The following is a 19,087-nucleotide window of genomic DNA, read 5'->3' as shown; positions in this document are numbered from 1 at the left end:
CGCTCAGGCGTGTCCCGCCACGTCGGAAAGCTGGGAGAAGCTGATGCCCAGCTTCTGCATGGCCGCCGGCAGACGTTCCTCGGGGGGCATGGCAAACAGGATCTGGGCGTCGGCGGGCACGGTCAGCCAGGAATTCTGGGACAGCTCGTTTTCCAGCTGTCCGGCGCCCCAGCCGGCATAGCCCAGGGTCATGATGATGTCCCGGGGTTCGCCGCTTGCGCCGATGGCGGTGAGGATGTCCTTGGAGCTGGTGAGACCGATTTCCTCGCTCACCCGCAGGGTGGATTGCCAGCTGCCCCGGGGCCGGTGCAGCACGAAGCCCCGGTCGGTCTGCACCGGGCCGCCGAAATACACGGGCAGCCGGGCCAGCTCCTCGACCTTGAGTTCCAGCTCCACCTTCTCGAATAGGCCCGCCAGGGTCAGGTCTATGGGCCGGTTGACGATCACCCCCAGGGCCCCCTGCTCGTTGTGCTCGCAGACGTAGACCAGGGTCCGGTTGAAGTAGGGATCCACCATGGCCGGCATGGCGATGAGGAAATGGTGGGTGAGATTGACGCTTTCCATGGGGCCGGATTTTAGCCTGCTTCTGCCGGGGTGGCGCAGAAAGTGCGGTTTCTGGCTCGCGTGGGCGGGGTTCAGGTCTTGCGGGGGCGCAGTTGCTCGTCAAAGTTCTGGAGGCTGGGCATGGGCAGGGGAACGTCCTGTTCCAGGTGCCTCAGGCGCTGTTGCCATTGTTCGAGAATCTGGCTCCGTTCCGGATCGGTGAGGTAGGGGATGTGCCAGCCGATGAAGGGCGGCAGTACCTGGAAGCCGGCGTAGGCCAGGGTGCCCTGCAGCAGGGGCTTCAGCAGTTCGGGCAAGGGGCCGTGTATTCCCTCGGGCTGGAACATGTGCACCTGGCCGCCCAGGGTGACGCTGACCAGGGCCCGCCGGCCCGCGAGGCCGCCCCGGTTGTAGAAGCGCTTGCCCCCATAGACCAGGCCGGAGACGAACACCCGGTCGATCCAGCCCTTCATGATGGCCGGGGTGGAGCACCAGTACAGGGGAAAGTTGAGGATCAGCAGGTCGCACCACAGGAGTTTGTCCAGTTCGGCCTGGATGTCCGGGCTCAGGCTGTGATGCTGGACCGCATGCCGCTGTTCCAGGGCATAGACGCAATAATCCGGATTGGCCGGTTCCAGGAAATCGTCAGCCGAGGCCACCGGGTTGAAGCCCATGGCGTAGAGGTCGGAAAGCTGCACTTCATGTCCCTGGAGGCTCAGGGTTTCCCGGGCGGCTTCCTTGAGGGCCGAGCTGAAGGAACGGGGTTCCGGATGGGCATGGACAATCAGGCATTTCATGGGTGGGGAGTGAGGTGGGAAAGGGAGCATGGTAGGCCATTCCTGATATCAACGAAGAACGGTGACGACAAAGGGGGTGCCTGGAAGGGGGCATCCCTAGCGGAGCTTACTCACGAAAGTGGATGTGAGCTTCTGCTCACGGGCGGGAGGATGTTTTCCGGTTTGTGGCATGAATATTCCGTGTGAATCTGTCAGCATGGGGTTCCTGCTGTTGGGTTTTTCTCGTCTTGTGGAGGTGGTCGATGAAGGGTGTACTGGTTTTCTTGATGCTCCTGGGCGCATCCCTGGGGCATGCAGCCAGTTTCGATTGCGCCCGGGCACGGCTGCCGGTGGAGAAATTGATCTGCGGAAATCCGGATTTATCGCGTGCTGATGATGAACTGGGGTTTTCCTACGATTACCTGGAGACCCGTTGCCCCTCGCTTTTTGAGGGGCTGGATGTCCGGGCGACGCAAAGGAAATGGGTTGCCGGGCTGAGGAAAATTCCCGGCAAGGGGGCTCCGGAGGCAAGTCTGGCGGCTGATGCTTACCGGGAACGCAATGCCTTCCTCCTGGGGCTGGTATCCCAGTGTTCTCCAAATTATCCCAGGCCGGAATCCACCGTGGTCAGAGCCCTGGAGCTTGGCATGGCCCAGCCCAAGGGGGCGAGAAACTATCCAGATTTTTCCATTCCCTTTGTGGAAACCGATCCACCCAAAGTGGGACGTCTGATCAATGATCAGATATTCGGTGGCTTTTTTGATGTGGCGGCACCCAAGCATCTGGATGATGGGCTGCCAGGTTTGCTGGAGGAGTACCGGAGCCGTGAGCGCAGCTCGCCGGATGAAATCCGTTTCTCCACCATGATCAACAATGGCCGGATCCTGGTGCTGAACGTTTATTCAGCCGGCTGCGGTTCTTCCTGTAGTTCGGGAGAAAGCAAGGAAGTTTTCGACCTGTGGAACGGGCGCAGGGTTGAGGCAGCTGATCTGCTGACTCCCGCAGGAGCGAAAACCATGGCAAAACGCTTCCGCTCGGCGAAGTTGCAACGAGGCTGGAACATCGTCCGGCAGGAGCAGCTGGAAGTCAGTCCGGATTGCAAGCGCAACGGGGTCCATTGCAAGCCTTCGTCGAGTCTGGACGGGGATTTCCTCATGCATTGCGCCAGGGCGGATGCCGAAAGGGACTGGAGTCGCTACTGGGGCATGGAGCCGGACGCCGATGGGCGCTGGCGTTTCTGGACAATCTGGAGCTGTCGCGACAGTCGTGAGGGGAAATCCGGGCGCCCGTTTGTCCAGAGCTACTCCCTGGAAGAACTGCGCCCCTTGCTCAATGACTATGGCCGGAGCCTGCTGTTAGGCGAAGGAGATGTTCTGGAACCTGGCTCTCAGGAGTTTTCCTGCAAGCAGGATTCCGTTGCCGGGAATCCTCCGGCAGGAAAGGCGAAGGTCATTGATGTGCGAAGGTTCAACGATGAAACCCTGCTTCTGGATAGCAGTGGCGCTCTGTGGTGCTGGGATGCCAGTTGGCGCAACAAGCCGCCGCCCATCATCATCGGCGCCCAGGTTGCCAGGATGGATGCCGCCAGGTTTTCTGGTGTAGTCGGAGTGCTCAAGGATGGGACTCTGGTGAGTTGGGTTGGCGGAGCTTGTTCCGATGGCCAGAAACCGGTGCGGCTCAACCTCTCGCTCCATCAATCCCGGGCGTTGGCGGACCGGGACGGGGAACTATGGTCCGTGGGGCGTGACGGAACACTGGGGTTCTGGAGTGTGCGGACGCCGGTCTCTCCCTTCACGGTGGCGACCGGTGTTGTCGAGATCGGGCGCGGAACGCATCAGGAGTTGCAGATGCTGAAGCGGGACGGCAGCCTCTGGGTCTGGGGGGGCGCGCGGGAGGATGTGCCGGCTCCCGATTCAGAGCATTGGTTGCGCATGGGAGGCGGGTTTTCCCGTTTGACCGGTCAGAACGTGGACATGGCTTTCCGGGCCGATGGTTCCTTATGGGCCTGGGGAGAGTCCCTGAAAGCCGTGGACTATGCGGAGAGTGGCCAGGAGCGGGGCCCGAAGAACATCGGGTCGGGCTACATTTCCATCCACTGGGCCGCAGACATGTACGCCGTCGGAGTCAAGGAAGACGGCAGCCTCTGGGCAAGCTACCAGCGGGGCAGGCGGACCCGGATGGAGCCGCTGGGTTGTGGTTACAAGGAAGCAGTGGCCGTGGGATATGCGGGAGACTTTCCTCGCCCTCCTGATGATGTCATCGTTCTGGCCCTGAAGCAGGATGGGCAGCTGGTGGGTTGGGGAAACTGGCTGCATTCCAGTGGGTGGAGCCGCAATGAAATCTTTACCCAGGCTCCTGCTGATCTGGGCAAGGGTTTCACGCAGCTGTTCCCGGTCGGCAGCGGCTACGACGCCTACGCGGTTGCCGTCAAACGAGATGGTTCCGTCTGGGAGTTCCGCACTCCCCAGAATCCGGGGGTTCCCAAAGGACTGGAGGTACTGAGGAAAATTGATTTTCCTGCCCCGGGAGTTTCCCTGCGCTGAGGGCTTGGATGCCTGAAGCGGACAGGCGGCCGGGATGGCCGCCTGTCCGGAATGCCATTGCCGGGGAGATCAAATCTTGCGGTAAATCTCCGCCCCGCTCTGCACGAATTCCACTGCCTTCACCTCCATGCCCTTCTCCAGGGCCTCGGCTTCGCCGATGCCCTGCTGGGCGGCGAAGTCGCGCACGTCCTGGGTGATTTTCATGGAGCAGAAGTGGGGGCCGCACATGGAGCAGAAGTGGGCCACCTTGGCCGATTCCTTGGGCAGGGTCTCGTCGTGGAAGGACTTGGCCTTGTCCGGGTCCAGGCCCAGGTTGAACTGGTCGTCCCAGCGGAACTCGTAGCGGGCCTTGGACAGGGCGTTGTCGCGGATCTGGGCGCCCGGGTGCCCCTTGGCCAGGTCGGCGGCGTGGGCGGCCAGCTTGTAGGTGATGATGCCTTCCTTGACGTCGTTCTTGTCCGGCAGGCCCAGGTGTTCCTTGGGCGTGACGTAGCAGAGCATGGCGGTGCCGTACCAGCCGATCATGGCGGCGCCGATGCCGCTGGTGATGTGGTCGTAGCCGGGGGCGATGTCGGTGGTCAGGGGGCCCAGGGTGTAGAAGGGGGCTTCCTTGCAGTGCTTCAGCTGCAGGTCCATGTTCTCCTTGATCATGTGCATGGGCACATGGCCGGGACCTTCGATGATGGTCTGCACGTCGTGCTTCCAGGCGATGTCGGTGAGTTCGCCCAGGGTTTCCAGCTCGCCCAGCTGGGCCTCGTCGTTGGCATCATAGATGGAGCCGGGACGCAGGCCGTCACCGAGACTGAAGGCCACGTCGTAGGCCTTCATGATTTCGCAGATGTCCTCGAAATGGGTGTAGAGGAAGCTTTCCTTGTGATGGGCCAGGCACCACTTGGCCATGATGGAGCCGCCGCGGGAGACGATGCCGGTCATGCGGTTGGCGGTCATGGGGATGTAGCGCAGCAGCACGCCGGCGTGGATGGTGAAGTAGTCCACGCCCTGCTCGGCCTGCTCGATCAGGGTGTCGCGGAAGATTTCCCAGGTCAGCTCCTCGGCCTTGCCATTCACCTTCTCCAGGGCCTGGTAGATGGGCACGGTGCCGATGGGCACGGGGCTGTTGCGGATGATCCATTCCCGGGTTTCGTGGATGTTCTTGCCGGTGGACAAATCCATCACCGTGTCGCCGCCCCAGCGGGTGGACCAGGTCATCTTGTCCACTTCCTCGCTGATGGAAGAACCCAGGGCGGAGTTGCCGATATTGGCGTTGATCTTCACCAGGAAGTTGCGGCCGATGATCATGGGCTCGCTTTCCGGGTGGTTGATGTTGTTGGGGATGATGGCGCGGCCCCGGGCCACTTCGGAACGCACGAATTCCGGGGTGATCTCCTGGGGAATGGCGGCGCCGAAATCCTGGCCCTTGTGCTGGCGGGTTAGCAGCTTGACCATCTTCTCGCCCTGGGGGCCGGAGTTCTTCAGGTTTTCCAGGTACTGCTGGCGGTTCAGGTTTTCCCGGATGGCCACGTATTCCATTTCCGGGGTGATGATGCCTTTGCGGGCGTAGTGCATCTGGCTCACATTGGCGCCGGCCTTGGCGCGGCGGGGCTTGCGATGCAGACCGGGGAAGCGCAGTTCGTCCAGGGCCGGGTCGGCGGCGCGGATGCGGCCGTATTCGCTGGTCAGGTCGGGCAGCACCTCGGTGTCGCCCCGCTCCTCGATCCACTGCTGGCGCAGGGCCGGCAGGCCGGAACGGATGTCGATTTTGGCGTTGGGGTCGGTATAGGGGCCGGAACAGTCGTAGACGTAGATGGGCGGGTTCTTCTCGCCGCCGAAGCCGGTGGGGGTGTCGTCCTGGGAAATTTCCCGCATGGGGACCTGGATGTCCGGCCGGGAGCCCTGCACGTAGATCTTGCGGGAGTTGGGCAGGGGCTGGACGGCGGCGCTGTCCACCTGAGCGGCGGCGGCGATGAATTGGTCGTTGGCGTTCATGGTCTTCCTTGCGGCAAAGCGGGCGGGGACGGGCTGAAAACTGTTTCAGACGCGCAGGGAAGGAGGAAAGTTCGGGCACCCCGATTCGTTTCCCTACGCCGGCATGACCCGTACAGGTTCGAAGGGTCTGTCTCAGCGCTGCCGGCTGACCGGCGGCGCACCCCTAACGAGGGGGCCGAAGTTACTGTAAAGGCCATGTTTACGCAATGATTCCTGCCCGGGACGGCGCCCCGTCTGGGCTGGAGCATCAAGTATTTGCCCGAGCTGCCGAAAAGGAATATTCGTGCTCCGGAATCGCACCATGACCATGAACATCAAATCACCCCTCGTCCTGGGACTGGCCGCCAGCCTCCTGCTGGCCGCTGCTCCGGCCCTGGCGACCAGCATCTGGCGGCCCATTGCCAGCGACAAGGGGCGTTCCATCGAGGTGGATACGGCCAGCATCCAGCGGGAAAAGGACGGCAAGGTGCTGGCCACCGGGCGGTTGGTGCTGGACAAGGAAATCGTCGATGCCCGTAGCGGCGGAAGCTACAAGTTCATCCAGACCACCACCCGCTACGACTGCAGCCAGCGGGCCGGCGCCACCATCCGGCGCAGCTTCATCAAGGCCAGCGAGGAAGTGTTGCGGGACGAGGAAATGAAGGATGCCGCCTTCATGCCCGTGCGCAGCGGCACTCTGGACGACAAGGTGCTGCGCGAGGTCTGCCGTCCTCCCGGCAGCCGGGGGCAGGCGATGAAGGTGGCCGAGCAGGCCAACGCTGCGGCCGCCGCCCTGCGCCAGTCCAATGAGGCCATGATCCGCAAGCAGTTGGAGGCCATCAAGACGGTCACGGGCAAGCCCGTGAGCGGGAGTACCAAGACCGTCTATGCCAGGGGTTCTTCCCCGCGCAGCAAGGCCAAGCCGGCCCTGGAGGTCATGCCCGAGCCGCCCCGGCCCGCCAGCTGGGCCTACTCGGGGCCGGGCGGTCCCGAACACTGGGCCCGGGTGCAGCCCGGCTACTCCCTGTGCAGCGAGGGAACGCGCCAGTCCCCCATCGACATCCGCGACGGCATAGGGGTGGATCTGGAACCCATAGCCTTCGACTATCGCCCCTCCCATTTCGCCATCAGTGACACCGGGCATGGCATCCAGGTCCGGGTGGACGGTAACCGGCTCAGCCTGCTGGGCAAGAACTACGAGCTGGAGCGCATCGTCTTCCACCGGCCGGCCGAGGAGCGCATCAACGGGCGCAGTTTTGATGTGGGCGTGCATCTGGAGCACCAGGCCTTCGACGGCGAGCGCCTGGTGGTGGCGGTGCTGCTGGAATTGGGGCAGCCCCATCCGCTGATCCAGACCCTGTGGAACTACCTGCCCCTGGAGCCGGGCCTGGAGGTGACGCCTCCTGCTGCCACCATAGACCTGAACCAGTTGCTGCCGGAGCAGCGGGGCTATCACACCTACATGGGGTCCCTGACCACGCCGCCCTGCAGTGAAGGGGTGATCTGGGTGGTACTGCAGCAAGCCTTGCAGATTTCCCCGGATCAGGACGCCATCCTGGCCCGTCTCCATCCCCATAATGCCCGGCCCCTGCAGCCGCTCCAGGGGCGGCTGATCAAGTCTTCCCGCCCGAACGATTGACCGGGCCTGCCGGCCGGGGCAGAATTACTGACTTTTGAGTCAGTAATTCTGCCCCGTCATGTCCTCTCCCCCTGTTCCCGCCGCGTCCCCCCGGCCGCGCCAGCGCCGCAAGGAAGCCCGTCCGGCCGAGCTGACGGCGGCCGCCCTGCGCCTGTTCGTGGACAATGGTTTTGCCGCTACCCGGCTGGAGGATGTGGCGCGTCTGGCCGGCGTTTCCAAGGGGGCCCTGTACCTCTATTTCGAGAACAAGGAAGCCCTGTTCGAAGCGGTGGTCCGGGAGGGCATCCTGCCCACCCTGGAAGAGGGGGAGGCGATGATCGCCGCCCACCGGGGCTGCCGGGCCGAACTGCTGCGGGCCCTGGTCCTGGGCTGGTGGGAGCTGGTGGGCGCCACCCCCTACGGGGGCATTCCCAAGCTGATCATCGCCGAGGCCCGCAACTTTCCCGGGGTCGTGCATTTCTACCATGAGCAGGTGATCAACCGGGGCCGCAGGCTGCTGGCCCAGGTGCTGCAGGAAGGCATGGACAGCGGCGAATTCCGCCCCATGCCCCTGGCCACGGCGGTGGACCTGGTGCTGGCGCCGGTGCTGATGCTGACCATCTGGCGTCACTCGATACACGGGGTGCTGGGGGACATGCCCCAGCACGAGCCCGGCCTCTACCTGCAGACCCATCTGGATCTGCTCTTGCAGGGGCTGCTGCGCCAGCCCGGGAGCACCGCATGATCAAGCCACCTTCTTCAGGATTTTCCCTGCCTCTGCTTCTGACCCTGCCCTGGCTGCTGGGCGCCTGCGGCCAGGAGGCGCCGCCTCCCCTGCCGCCCCGCCCGGTGCTGGTCCAGGGGGTGGCGGATGACGGCGGTCAGGGGCAGCAGCGCTACAGCGCCACCATCCGCTCCCGTACCGAAGCCCCCCTGGCCTTCCAGGTGGGGGGCAAGCTGCAGAAGCGGCTGGTGGATGTGGGCAGTCCGGTTCGGGCCGGCCAGGTGCTGGCGCGTCTGGACCCCGCCGATCAGGCCCTGAACCTGGCAGCGGTGGAGGCGGAGCTGAGCCTGGCCCAGGCCGAGGCGGAGCGCTACCGCACCCTGAAGGCCAGGAACTTCGTCAGCCAGACAGCCCTGGACGGCAAGGAAACCGCCCTCAAGGCGGCCCGGGCCCAGGCGGAGCTGGCGCGCAACCAGCGCGGCTACACGGATCTGCTGGCCGACCAGGACGGGGTGATTGCCCGGGTCGAGGCGGAAGTGGGGCAGGTGGTGGCCCCGGGCCAGACCGTGCTGCGCCTGGCCCGCCCCGACCAGCCCGAGGCGGCCTTCGACCTGCCTGAATCCCGCATGGGCAAGTTGCGGGTGGGGGACCGGGTCCAGGTGCGGTTGTGGGCTGACGGGGAGCGCGACTACCCGGGGCAGATCCGGGAAATCGGCGCCGTGGCCGATGCCGCCACCCGGACCTATCCGGTCCGGGTCCGCATCGAATCGGCCGACCCGGCCCTGAAGCTGGGCATGAGCGCCACCGTCAGCGTGGACATGCCGGGCGCGGGCCTGCGCCTGCCCGGCGGCGCCATCTTCCAGCAGGGGGACCAGCCCGCCGTGTGGGTGGTGGGCCAGGATGACAAGGTCAGCCTGCGCCCGGTGCAGGTGCTGGCCTGGGAGGAAGGCTATGCCCGCATCGGCGGCGGCCTGCAGGGCGGCGAACGGGTGGTGGTAGCGGGGGCCCACAAGCTGGCGCCCGGGGAACAGATCCAGCCCCAGGAACGCCGCCCATGAAATACCACCCGGGGCGTTACAACCTGTCGGCCTGGGCCCTGCACCATCCGTCCATGGTGCTCTACCTGATGGTGGTGCTGATGCTGGCCGGCGCCCTGTCCTATTTCAAGCTGGGCCGGGCGGAAGACCCGGACTTCACCATCAAGGTGATGGTGGTGCGCACCCTCTGGCCCGGGGCCAGCGCCCGGGAGGTGGAACAGCAGGTCACCGAGGCCATCGAGAAGAAGCTCCAGGAAACCCCCTGGGTTCATGTACTGCGCTCCTATTCCAAGCCCGGGGAGTCCATGGTGTTCGTGGAGCTCAAGGACTACACCCCCAAGGCGGCGGTGCCCGATTCCTGGTACCAGGTGCGCAAGAAGCTGGGGGACATGGCCGGCAACCTGCCCCAGGGGGTTCTGGGACCCTTTGCCAACGACGAGTTCGGGGACACCATGGTGAGCATCTACGCCCTCACCGGGGACGGCTTCGATCTGGCCGCCCTGCGCCGGGAGGCGGACCGGCTGGCCAAGGTCCTGTACCAGGTGCCGGACGTGAAGAAGGTGGAGCTGATCGGCGTCCAGGGGGAGAAGATCCACATCGACTTTTCCCGGGCCAAGCTCGCCAACCTGGGCATTTCGGTCCAGGCCGTGGCCGATGTGCTGGCCCGCCAGAACGCCATGACGGCGGCCGGTTACTTCGAGACCGCCCAGGACCGGGTGCGCCTGCGGGTGCCCGGCAACTTCCAGTCCCCCGAAGCCATCGAGGCCATCGCCCTGGTGGTGGAGGGCCGCAGCTTCCGGCTCGGGGACGTGGCCCGGGTGCAGCGGGGCCTCGCCGATCCCCCGGAGCCGCGCATGTATTACAACGGCCGGGAGGCCATCGGCCTGGGCATCGTCATGGCCCGGGGCGGCGACGTGATCCGCCTGGGCGAGCACCTGTCTGCGGCCGTGGCCGGCTTCCAGGCGCAGCTGCCCCTGGGGCTGGACATCCACCAGGTGGCGAACCAGCCGGAAATCGTCGCCTCTTCCCTGCAGCTCTTCATGCAGTCCCTGGGGGAAGCCGTGGCCATCGTGCTGGCGGTTTCCTTCCTCAGTCTGGGGCTGCGCACCGGGGCGGTGGTGGCCCTGTCCATTCCCCTGGTGCTGGCGGTGACCTTCCTGTTCATGGCGGTGTTCGGCATCGACCTGCAGCGCATCTCCCTGGGGGCCCTGATCATCGCCCTGGGGCTGCTGGTGGACGACGCCATCATCGCCGTGGAAATGATGGTGGTGAAGATGGAGCAGGGCTGGGACCGCTTCAAGGCCGCCACCTTCGCCTACACCTCCACGGCCTTTCCCATGCTTACCGGCACCCTGATCACGGCGGCGGGCTTCATGCCTGTGGGCTTTGCCCGTTCCGCCGCCGGGGAATACACCTTTTCCATCTTCGCCGTGGTCACCATCGCCCTCCTGGTGTCCTGGGTGGTGGCCGTGGTGTTCACCCCCTACCTGGGTTCCCGGCTCCTGAACCCGGAAAAACTCCGGGCCCGGGCCAGCCGCCACAGCGAGGAAGACATCTACGACACACCCTTCTACCGCCGCTTCCGGGCCCTGGTGACCTGGTGCGTGGTGCATCGCTGGCGGGTCATCGCGGCCACCCTGGTGGTGTTCGTCCTGTCCATGGGGGTGTTCGCCACGGCGGTGCAGAAGCAGTTCTTCCCGGCCTCCAGCCGGCCCGAGCTGCTGGTGGACCTGTGGCTCCCCGAAGGGGCTTCCCTGCGGGCCACCAGCCAGGAGGCCAGCCGGGTGGAGGCGCTGTTGCGCCAGGCCGGGGGCGAGGACGTGAAGTTCTTCCTGAGCTATGTGGGGATAGGCAGCCCCCGCTTCTACCTGCCCCTGGACCAGCAGCTGTTCAACGACAATTTCGCCCAGTTCGTCATCACCACGGGCGGCCTGGAGGCCCGGGAGCGGTTGAAGCAGAAGCTCGAGGCCGCCTTTGCCGATGCCGCCTGGAGCGGCGTGCGGCTGCGGGTGCTGCGGCTGGAGAACGGGCCGCCGGTGGGCTATCCGGTGCAGTTCCGGGTGATGGGGGAGGACCCGGCCCAGCTGCGCGACATGGCGGCCCGGGTGGCGGAGCTGATGCGGGCCCATCCGCATCTGCACAACGTCAATTTCAGCTGGAACGAGATGGCCAAGGGGGTGCGCCTGGAGGTGGATCACGACCGGGCCCGGGCCCTGGGGATTTCCGCCCAGGAGCTTTCCTCCTTCCTGCAGTTCCTGCTCCAGGGGCGCACGGTGACCCAGCTGCGCGAGGGGGACCGGCTGGTGGATGTGGTGATGCGGGCGGCCCCCGGCGAGGCGGGCAGCCTGGACGAGCTCCAGGACCTGGACATCCATCTGGCCGACGGGCGTAGCATCCCCCTGGTCCAGGTGGTGAAGCTGGTGCCGGTGCTGGAGGACGCCCTGATCTGGCGCCGCAACCGGCTGCCGGTGCTGACGGTGCGCGCCGACGTGCGCGACCAGGGCCGGGCTTCGCGCCAGCCGGCCGAGATCACCGGGGATCTGCTGCCCGGCATCCGCAGCCTGGAGGCCAACCTGCCTGCCGGTTACCGGATCGAGGTGGGCGGTTCGGTGGAAGAGTCGGCCAAGGGGGAAAGCTCCATCAAGGCGGTGATGCCGGTGATGCTCCTGGCCGTGATTACCCTGTTGATGATCCAGCTGCAGAGCATGGGCCGTACCGTGATGGTCCTGCTCACCGCCCCCCTGGGGCTGATCGGCGTGGCCCTGGCCCTGCTGCTGTTCAATGCGCCCTACGGCTTCGTGGCCAACCTGGGGGTGATCGCCCTGTTCGGCATGATCATGCGCAACTCGGTGATCCTGGTGGATCAGATCGAACGGGACGAGCAGGCCGGCAAGCCCGCCTGGGAGGCCATCGTCGGTGCCGCCGTGCGTCGTTGCCGACCCATCATGCTCACGGCGGCGGCGGCCATCCTGGCCATGCTGCCCCTTACCCGCCAGGTGTTCTGGGGGCCCATGGCGGTGGCCATCATGGGGGGGCTGCTGGTGGCCACCGTGCTCACCCTGCTGTTCCTGCCGGCCCTCTACGCGGCCTGGTACAAGGTCCCGGGGCCTGGGGCGGCAACGGAGGCGGCTGCGCTATAATCCGGCTTTACCAGAATCCGTATATTAGATCGTGCTAATATTTCCGCCTTGGAGACCCCTATGAACATCGAGCAAGCCCGCTTCAACATGGTCGAGCAGCAGATCCGCCCCTGGGAGGTGCTGGATCAGTCCGTGCTGGACCTGCTGTTTACCGTCAAGCGGGAGGAATTCGTGCCTGCCGCCAGCAAGTCCCTGGCCTTCGTGGACCTGGAGCTGCCCCTGGGGCAGGGCCAGGTGATGCTGGCGCCCCGGGTTGAAGCCCGGCTGCTGCAGGAACTGAGCGTCAAGCCCACCGACAAGGTGCTCGAGATCGGCACCGGCAGCGGCTACATGGCGGCCCTGCTGGCCGCCAAGGCGGAGCATGTGGTGAGCGTGGAAATCAACGCCGAGCTGGCCGACGTGGCCCGGGGCAACCTGACCCGGGCCGGCATCACCAATGTCACCGTGGAAACCGCCGACGGCGCCCGGGGCCTGGCGGCCCGGGGGCCCTACGACGTGATCGTGATTTCCGGCGGCGTTCCCGCCATTCCCGAGGCCATCCTGAAGCAGCTGCGCGTCGGTGGCCGGCTGGCCGCCATCGTCGGCACGGCGCCGGTGATGCGGGCGCAGCTGGTGACCTGCACCGCCGAAGGCATCTACAACACGGTCAACATGTTCGAAACCGTGGTGCCGATGCTGGAAAACTTCTGCGCCGAGCCGGCCTTCAGCTTCTGATGCGTCATCTCAGTGCCCCGGAACTGGCGGCCTGGCTCGCCGATGCAAGCCGGCCCGCTCCCCAGCTGCTGGACGTGCGCGAGGCCTGGGAACACGAGTACTGCCACATTCCCGGCAGCACCCTGATGCCCATGGCCAGCGTGCCCCTGCGCCTGCAGGAGCTGCAGCCGGATGCCCCCCTGGTCTGCATCTGCCACCACGGCGGTCGCAGCATGCAGGTGGGCATGTTCCTGGAGTCCCGGGGCTTCGGGGAGGTGTACAACCTCTCCGGCGGCGTGAATACCTGGGCCCAGACGGTGGATCCGGCCATGAAACGTTATTGATGAGGCAAAAATGAAGAAGACATCCTGGCTCCTGCCCCTGTTGTTGGCCGCCACGCCCGCCCTGGCGGTCGATCTGCTGCAGGTCTACCGGCAGGCCCAGGATTACGACGCGGTGTTCGCCACGGCCCGGGCCAACCTGGATGCCGGGCGGGAAAAGGGCCCCCAGGGCCTGTCCGGCCTGCTGCCCAGCCTGAGCCTGTCGGGCAACACCGCCTGGAACGATAACGACATCAGCAGCGGCGGGGTCAGCACGGCGCGCCAGTACAACAGCAATGCCTACACCCTGTCCCTGTCCCAGCCCGTGTTCCGCTGGCAGAACTGGGTGGCCTATGACCAGGGCAAGCTGGCCGTGGCCCTGGCCGAGGCCCAGTTCGTCCAGGCCCGCCAGGACCTGATCCTGCGGGTGGCTCAGGCCTATTTCGACGTGCTCAACGCCCAGGTGAACCTGCAGGCGGCCGAGGCCCAGAAGGTGGCCATCGCCCAGCAGCTGGAGCAGGCCAAGAAGAATTTCGAGGTGGGGACCTCCACCGTGGTGGATACCTACGAAGCCCAGTCCCGCTACGACCTGGCCACGGCCCAGGAAATCTCCAGTGCCAACGACCTGGAAGTGAAGCGGGAGGCCCTGCGGGTGATCATCGGCGAGGTGCCCGAAAGCCTCGCCACCCTGGATACCAGCAAGCCCATCCTGCCGCCCCAGCCGGCCCGGATGGACCCCTGGGTCGAAGCGGCCCAGAAGGACAACGTGGCGGTGCAGATCCAGCAGCACAATGCAGAAATCGCCAGCAAGGAAGCGGAAAAGGCCCGCGCCGGCCACTATCCCACCCTGGATCTGGTGGCCAGCAGCGGCCGCAGCAAGGGTATCTCCAGCTCGGGCGGCAGCGCCCGGGTGGAAACCGACGTGAACAGCATCGGGCTGCAGCTCAACGTGCCCATTTACCAGGGCGGCTATGTCTCCTCCAAAGCCCGGGAAGCGGCGGCCGGCTACACGGCGGCCATGTCCAGCCTCGAATCAGCCCGCCGCAATGCAGCCCTGAGCGCCCGCCAGAGCTACCTGGGGGTGGTGAACGGCCTGGCCCAGATCAAGGCCCTGGAAGCGGCCCATGCTTCCTCCAAGGCTTCCCTGGAATCCAACAAGCTGGGCTACGAGGTGGGGGTGCGCATCAACATCGACGTGTTGAATGCCGAGCAGCAACTGTTCGTCACCCGCCGGGACCTGGCCAAGTCCTACCACGACACCCTGATGGCCCGCCTGCGTCTGAAGGGGGCCGTGGGCTCCCTGGATGAACCCGACCTGCAGGAAATCAACGCCCTGCTGAAGTGATCAGGGCCAGGGTGCGGGCCGTCGCACCCCGGTGCGCCGCCGCGAAGTCCCGGCCCGCCTGTCCCATGGCCACCCGTTTTGCGGGGGCATCCAGCAGTTCTCCCAGCACCGTTTCCAGTTCCCCGGCATCTGCAACCTGCCGGGCTGCGCCTGCCGCCACGGCATCGGCGCTGGCCTGGGCGAAGTTGAAGGTGTGGGGCCCGGTCAGCACCGGGCAGCCGCAGGCGGCCGCCTCGATCAGGTTCTGACCGCCCAGGGGCAGCAGGCTGCCCCCCACGAAGGCCAGGTCGGCGAGCCGGTAATAGGCCGCCATTTCCCCCATGCTGTCCCCCAGCCAGACCTGGTGTTCCGCTCCCGGCAGCCCCTGGCTGCGATAGGCCAGGCGCAGCCCCCGCTCCCGCACCAGGCGGGCCACGGCCTCGAAGCGCTGGGGATGGCGGGGCACCAGGACCAGCAGCAGCTCCGGCCGCTGCAGCCGTTCCAGTACCTCCAGGAGCAGCACTTCTTCCCCTTCCCGGGTGCTGGCCGCCAGCCAGACCGGGCGGGAGCCCAGGGCGGCGCGCCAGGTCTCGCCCAGCGCCAGGGCCGCAGGGGCCGGGCTCACGTCGAATTTCAGGTTGCCGCAGATGCTGATGCGGGGCGCGCCTAGCAGGGCCAGGCGGTTGGCGTCGGCTTCGCTCTGGGCTGCCACGGCGGCCAGCCGTTCCAGGGCCGGGCGCACCAGGGCGGCGATGCGGGCATAGCCCCGGGCCGAGCGGCGGGACAAGCGGGCATTGGCGAGCACCACCGGCAGCTGACGCCGGGCGGCGGCGGCCATCAGGTTGGGCCAGATCTCCGTTTCCATCAGCACCCCCAGGCGGGGGCGGAAATGATCCAGGAAGCGGGCCATGGCGCCCGGGTAGTCGTAGGGCAGGTAGGCCTGCAGCACCCGGGGATCGTCGCCCAGGAGTTCGGCCCCGGCGGCCCGGCCGGTGGGGGTCATGCAGGTGAGCAGCAGCCGGTGTCCGGGCCAGGCTTGCAGCAGCGCCTGGATCAGGGGCTGGGCGGCCCGGGTTTCGCCGACCGACACGGCGTGCAGCCAGATCAGCGGTTCCGGCCCCGGGGGCTGACCGAAAAAGCCCCAGCGCTCGCCCAGGTGCTGCCGGTATTCGGGCTGGCGGCGGCTGCGCCACAGCAGGCGCAGCCAGACCAGGGGCGCGCCCAGATAGAGCAGCAGGCAGTAGAGCATCCGGGCCATGGCTTACGGCCTGCCGGGCGTGGGGGAGGGGAGGTTCATCTCAGTTTCCCGGGGGCAGCAGGGGGGCCAGCTGATTGAGTACTTCCTGGACCGAGGGCACCTGGGCCCGGCCGCCCAAGTTGCGGTGCCAGCCCTGGCCCAGGACCCCGGTGAGGCCCGGGTCGGTGGCCGTGTACAGGGCCACGGTGGGGGTGTTCAGGGCCACGGCCAGGTGCGACAGGCCGGTATCCACCCCCACCACCAGGCGGGCGTGGGCCAGCATCGCGGCCAGGTCGGCCAGGCCCATGGCCGGGACGGCCTGGGCTCCAGGGATCTGGGTGGCCAGGCGCCGGGCCCGTTCCCGTTCCCTGGCGTTGCCGCCCGGCAGCAGCGCCGTGAGGCCGCGGCTGGCCAGGGCCCGGCCCAGGTTCACCCAATGCATTTCCGGCCACAGCTTGTCGTCCCGGCTGGTGGCGCTGAGCAGCACCGCCGAGGTGCCACTGATGCCTTGCCGGGGGGGCGCGATGCCGTAGTCCAGCTCCGGACTCAGGGAATAGCCGAGGGCGGCGGCGGCCAGGCGCCGGTTGCGCTCCACCGCATGCAGGGTCTTGGGCACGAAGAAGGCTGCATCGTAGCAGCGGCTGGCCAGGGGCTCCCGGGCCGAATCCCGGTTGTGGCCCAGGCGCGGGCCCTGGGCCTGGCGGGCGATCAGGGCGCTTTTGAGCAGCCCCTGGGTGTCCAGGATGGCGTCGTAGCGGCTGGCGCCCAGCTGGCGCCGGGCGGCCCCGATTTCCTTCCAGGTAGCCGGAGACCAGAGCCGTTTGCGCCAGCGGCGCAGGGCCACCGGGATCACTTCGCCGACGCCCGGATGCAGGCGGGGAATGGCGGCGAAGCTCTCTTCCACCACCCAGTCGATGCGGATGTCGGGAAATTGCTGGCGCAGGTCGCTGACCACCGGCAGGTTGTGGATCACATCTCCCAGGGAGGAGGTCTTGATCAGCAGGATGTTCCGCAGAGGACGGCTGGTGCCGGGCATGAGGTTAGAATGGCGGCTTCGAAGGCCTGCATTATAGCGAACCGTGTCCGACAGCCCCGACATCCCTGCCGCCATCGCCGCCGACCCTGAACCGCCCGGGGCACAGGTCCTGGCCGATGCCCCCCGCCCGGAGCCCCTGTCCCTGGTGATCATCACCAAGGATGCGGCGGCGCAGCTGCCGGCCTGCATCGCCAGCGTGCCCTTCGCCGCCGAGGTGCTGGTGGTGGATTCGGGCAGCAGCGACAACACGGTGGCCCTGGCCCGGGAGCTGGGGGCCCGGGTGATCTTCCAGGAGTGGCTGGGTTTCGGGCGGCAGAAGCAGTACGCCGTGGAGCAGGCCGCCAATGACTGGGTCCTGTGCCTGGATGCGGATGAGCAGCTGACGCCGGAGCTGGCCCAGGCGATCCAGGCGGCTCTGGTGCAGCCGGCCTGTGCCGCCTGGCAGTTTCCCCGCTGCAACCGCTTCATGGGGCGCTACCTGCGCCATGGCGAGGGCTATCCGGACTGGAGTCTGCGCCTTTTCGACCGGCGCCAGGGGCGCTGGTCCTTCGATCCGGTGCATGAGAAAGTGGTGCTCCAGGAAGGCGCCCGTTGCGGCCGCCTGGGGGCGGATTTGCTGCACGATTCGGCCGAGCGTCTGGAGCGCTATCTGGCCAAGCAGAACGACTACACCACCCTGGCCGCCGAGCGGGCCTTTGCTGCCGGCAAGCGGGCCAGCTGGCTGCACCTTCTGATCAGCCCCCTGTTCCGCTTCTGCAAGTTCTACCTGCTGCGCCAGGGATTCCGGGACGGGCTGCCGGGTCTGGTGCACATCGCCATCGGCTGCGGCAACAGCTTCATCAAGTACGCCAAACTGCGGGAACTGCAGCAGCAGAAACCGGGCGTCTGAAAACCAGGGCGCGTTCACAGTAGCCGGCGGGATGGGCGGTAAGGCGCGGGGAGTGTTTGTTCCATCCCCGAGCCAAGCAAGGCCGGCGACCGCCCGCCACGGCAAACCCGAAGGCAAGGGTCTGGCGGGGCGCATTGCGGCGTTGCTGCTTGCTGCTGCAGCGCTGTACAGCGCGCGGCGCCTTGCACTGCCTCACCGCCAGCTCCTTGCTGTGAACGTGCCCTGGCCGTCTTCCTGACGTGGCTGACGCCATCCGGCGGGGGCCGGCGGATGGCGCTTGATGGGCAAGGCTTTGCCCGCTGAGGCGGGCAAAAAGCGTTCAGGACGGATCGGGCACGTAGTTGCCGGGGAAAGCGTTCGGTACCGGCTGGCGGCGCGGGGCGGGAATGATGCCGCGGGCGACCAGATTGGCGTAGGAATCGTAGCGCACGGTGATGATCTCGTCCGGCGTGCTGCTGGCCCGCTGGAATTCGACGCTTTGTACCGGCGCATGGATGCGTTCGCCGTGCCCCGTGCCCAGCCGGCTTTCCGCCTTGGCCATCGGGGCGGCGGCAGGCGCCGCACTGCGTCTTGCGACCTCGGCCGAATCGGCCGCCATTTCGTTCATCACTACCGGCGGCTGGTATTCGCGGAAGGCGGCGATGCCGATCACGCCGACGTTGTCCGGGCGGCGCGTGCGCGCCGCGTAGGAGTTGTCCAGCGCCGTGAAGTAGAAGGCCGCGACTTCCTGATCGCTTTTGCGCCAGCCGGCGATATCCACCGAGCCGCCGGGCGAGAGCACGTAGCCGCGCTGGTTGGTGGCGGCGGTGTCGCCGCTGATGACGTTGACGCCATCGACCGAAACCACGCCGAGCAGGCGGCCGCCCGAGCGGTTGCTGACCTGGATGGCGTAGCGGTCGCCGGGCTTGCCGGCCACCCAGAGCTGGCCCTGGTGGCGGTAGATCGGCAGGGTTTCGCCGGTACTGCGGTTGATGATGCGGATATCGGCGTAAACAGCGGCCGTCGCCGTGGCGGCGGCGGTGCAGAGGGCAAGGGTGGCGGCGAGTCGGCCAAGCAGCTTTTTCATGATAGGCATCCTGTGTGGTTGGAAAGACGCCCGGTAAAACGCTGGCTGAAAACGAATGGGGTTAAGCGGTGAAAAATATTTTTGGCAGCGATCCGCGATCACCGGTCAGTCGCCAACCCCTCCCCAGCCCTCCCCTTGTCAGGGGAGGGAGTTTGGCCCAGGTACCCGTGGTTTTC

General features: G+C 66.6%; 15 protein-coding genes and 1 riboswitch. Of the genes, 9 read left to right on the top strand and 6 right to left on the bottom strand.

The genetic code is table 11. The features are described 5' to 3' along the window. Positions 1–3: 3 nt before the first annotated feature. Positions 4–564 carry a YqgE/AlgH family protein gene (locus G474_RS0110780; RefSeq protein WP_026686985.1) on the bottom strand — a complete coding sequence of 187 codons (561 nt, stop codon included), beginning with the start codon at positions 562–564 and terminating at the stop codon, positions 4–6. A gap of 71 nt (positions 565–635) precedes the next feature. Then, a complete protein-coding gene (locus G474_RS0110775) occupies positions 636–1,340 on the bottom strand; it encodes an NAD(P)H-dependent oxidoreductase (protein WP_026686984.1) in 705 nt (234 codons plus the stop codon). Positions 1,341–1,582: 242 nt separating this feature from the next. Between G474_RS0110775 and G474_RS20455 the strand changes: the two genes are divergently transcribed. After that, positions 1,583–3,862 carry a hypothetical protein gene (locus tag G474_RS20455; protein ID WP_043464049.1) on the top strand — a complete coding sequence of 760 codons (2,280 nt, stop codon included), beginning with the start codon at positions 1,583–1,585 and terminating at the stop codon, positions 3,860–3,862. Positions 3,863–3,931: 69 nt separating this feature from the next. Here G474_RS20455 and thiC read toward each other — a convergent pair whose 3' ends face one another. After that, positions 3,932–5,848, bottom strand: a complete 1,917-nt coding sequence (gene thiC, locus G474_RS0110765; RefSeq protein ID WP_026686983.1) for a phosphomethylpyrimidine synthase ThiC — start codon at positions 5,846–5,848, stop codon at positions 3,932–3,934. A 73-nt stretch (positions 5,849–5,921) separates the two neighbouring features. Then, a riboswitch (TPP riboswitch) is annotated at positions 5,922–6,023 on the bottom strand. Between the two features lie 126 nt (positions 6,024–6,149). Here thiC and G474_RS22780 point away from each other — a divergent pair. The 7 genes from G474_RS22780 to G474_RS0110730 are packed head-to-tail and all read left to right on the top strand — an operon-like array spanning position 6,150 to position 14,704. Further along, complete coding sequence (locus tag G474_RS22780; protein ID WP_245589348.1) at positions 6,150–7,466, top strand: carbonic anhydrase; 1,317 nt, start codon at positions 6,150–6,152, stop codon at positions 7,464–7,466. Between the two features lie 58 nt (positions 7,467–7,524). Next, a complete protein-coding gene (locus G474_RS0110755) occupies positions 7,525–8,190 on the top strand; it encodes a TetR/AcrR family transcriptional regulator (protein WP_026686981.1) in 666 nt (221 codons plus the stop codon). Then, positions 8,187–9,227: an efflux RND transporter periplasmic adaptor subunit gene (locus G474_RS0110750; protein ID WP_043464046.1), complete on the top strand. Its 1,041-nt coding sequence runs from the start codon at positions 8,187–8,189 to the stop codon at positions 9,225–9,227. The genes G474_RS0110755 and G474_RS0110750 overlap by 4 nt, the downstream gene beginning before the upstream one ends. Beyond that, complete coding sequence (locus G474_RS0110745) at positions 9,224–12,346, top strand: efflux RND transporter permease subunit (protein WP_026686979.1); 3,123 nt, start codon at positions 9,224–9,226, stop codon at positions 12,344–12,346. Before G474_RS0110750 ends, G474_RS0110745 begins: the two co-directional genes overlap by 4 nt. Positions 12,347–12,406: 60 nt before the next feature. Beyond that, entirely contained in the window at positions 12,407–13,060 is a 654-nt protein-coding gene (locus G474_RS0110740; RefSeq protein WP_026686978.1) for a protein-L-isoaspartate O-methyltransferase family protein, read from the top strand. Then, positions 13,060–13,383 (top strand): rhodanese-like domain-containing protein, encoded by a 324-nt coding sequence (locus tag G474_RS0110735; RefSeq protein WP_026686977.1) that lies wholly within the window; start codon positions 13,060–13,062, stop codon positions 13,381–13,383. Before G474_RS0110740 ends, G474_RS0110735 begins: the two co-directional genes overlap by 1 nt. Positions 13,384–13,393: 10 nt before the next feature. Then, positions 13,394–14,704 carry a TolC family outer membrane protein gene (locus G474_RS0110730; protein ID WP_026686976.1) on the top strand — a complete coding sequence of 437 codons (1,311 nt, stop codon included), beginning with the start codon at positions 13,394–13,396 and terminating at the stop codon, positions 14,702–14,704. On the opposite strand, the gene waaA is transcribed toward G474_RS0110730, so the two are convergent. Both waaA and waaC read right to left on the bottom strand, forming a co-directional pair. Beyond that, complete coding sequence (gene waaA / locus G474_RS0110725) at positions 14,685–15,941, bottom strand: lipid IV(A) 3-deoxy-D-manno-octulosonic acid transferase (protein ID WP_026686975.1); 1,257 nt, start codon at positions 15,939–15,941, stop codon at positions 14,685–14,687. The two genes, G474_RS0110730 and waaA, sit on opposite strands and share 20 nt — an antisense overlap. Before the next feature lie 40 nt (positions 15,942–15,981). Next, positions 15,982–16,956, bottom strand: coding sequence for a lipopolysaccharide heptosyltransferase I (gene waaC / locus G474_RS0110720; protein ID WP_026686974.1), 975 nt, complete (start codon positions 16,954–16,956; stop codon positions 15,982–15,984). Between the two features lie 43 nt (positions 16,957–16,999). On the opposite strand from waaC, the gene G474_RS0110715 reads away from it, so the two are divergent. Next, positions 17,000–17,845 (top strand): glycosyltransferase family 2 protein, encoded by an 846-nt coding sequence (locus G474_RS0110715; RefSeq protein ID WP_245589347.1) that lies wholly within the window; start codon positions 17,000–17,002, stop codon positions 17,843–17,845. 319 nt (positions 17,846–18,164) lie between these two features. Here G474_RS0110715 and G474_RS0110710 read toward each other — a convergent pair whose 3' ends face one another. After that, positions 18,165–18,911, bottom strand: coding sequence for a hypothetical protein (locus G474_RS0110710; protein ID WP_026686972.1), 747 nt, complete (start codon positions 18,909–18,911; stop codon positions 18,165–18,167). Between the last annotated feature and the right edge of the window lie 176 nt (positions 18,912–19,087).

It is taken from the genome of Azovibrio restrictus DSM 23866, assembly GCF_000429665.1.
GTDB classification, from domain to species: domain Bacteria; phylum Pseudomonadota; class Gammaproteobacteria; order Burkholderiales; family Rhodocyclaceae; genus Azovibrio; species Azovibrio restrictus.
Note: the sequence above shows the minus strand (reverse complement) of the source record. Positions and strands in the feature narration are given on the sequence as shown.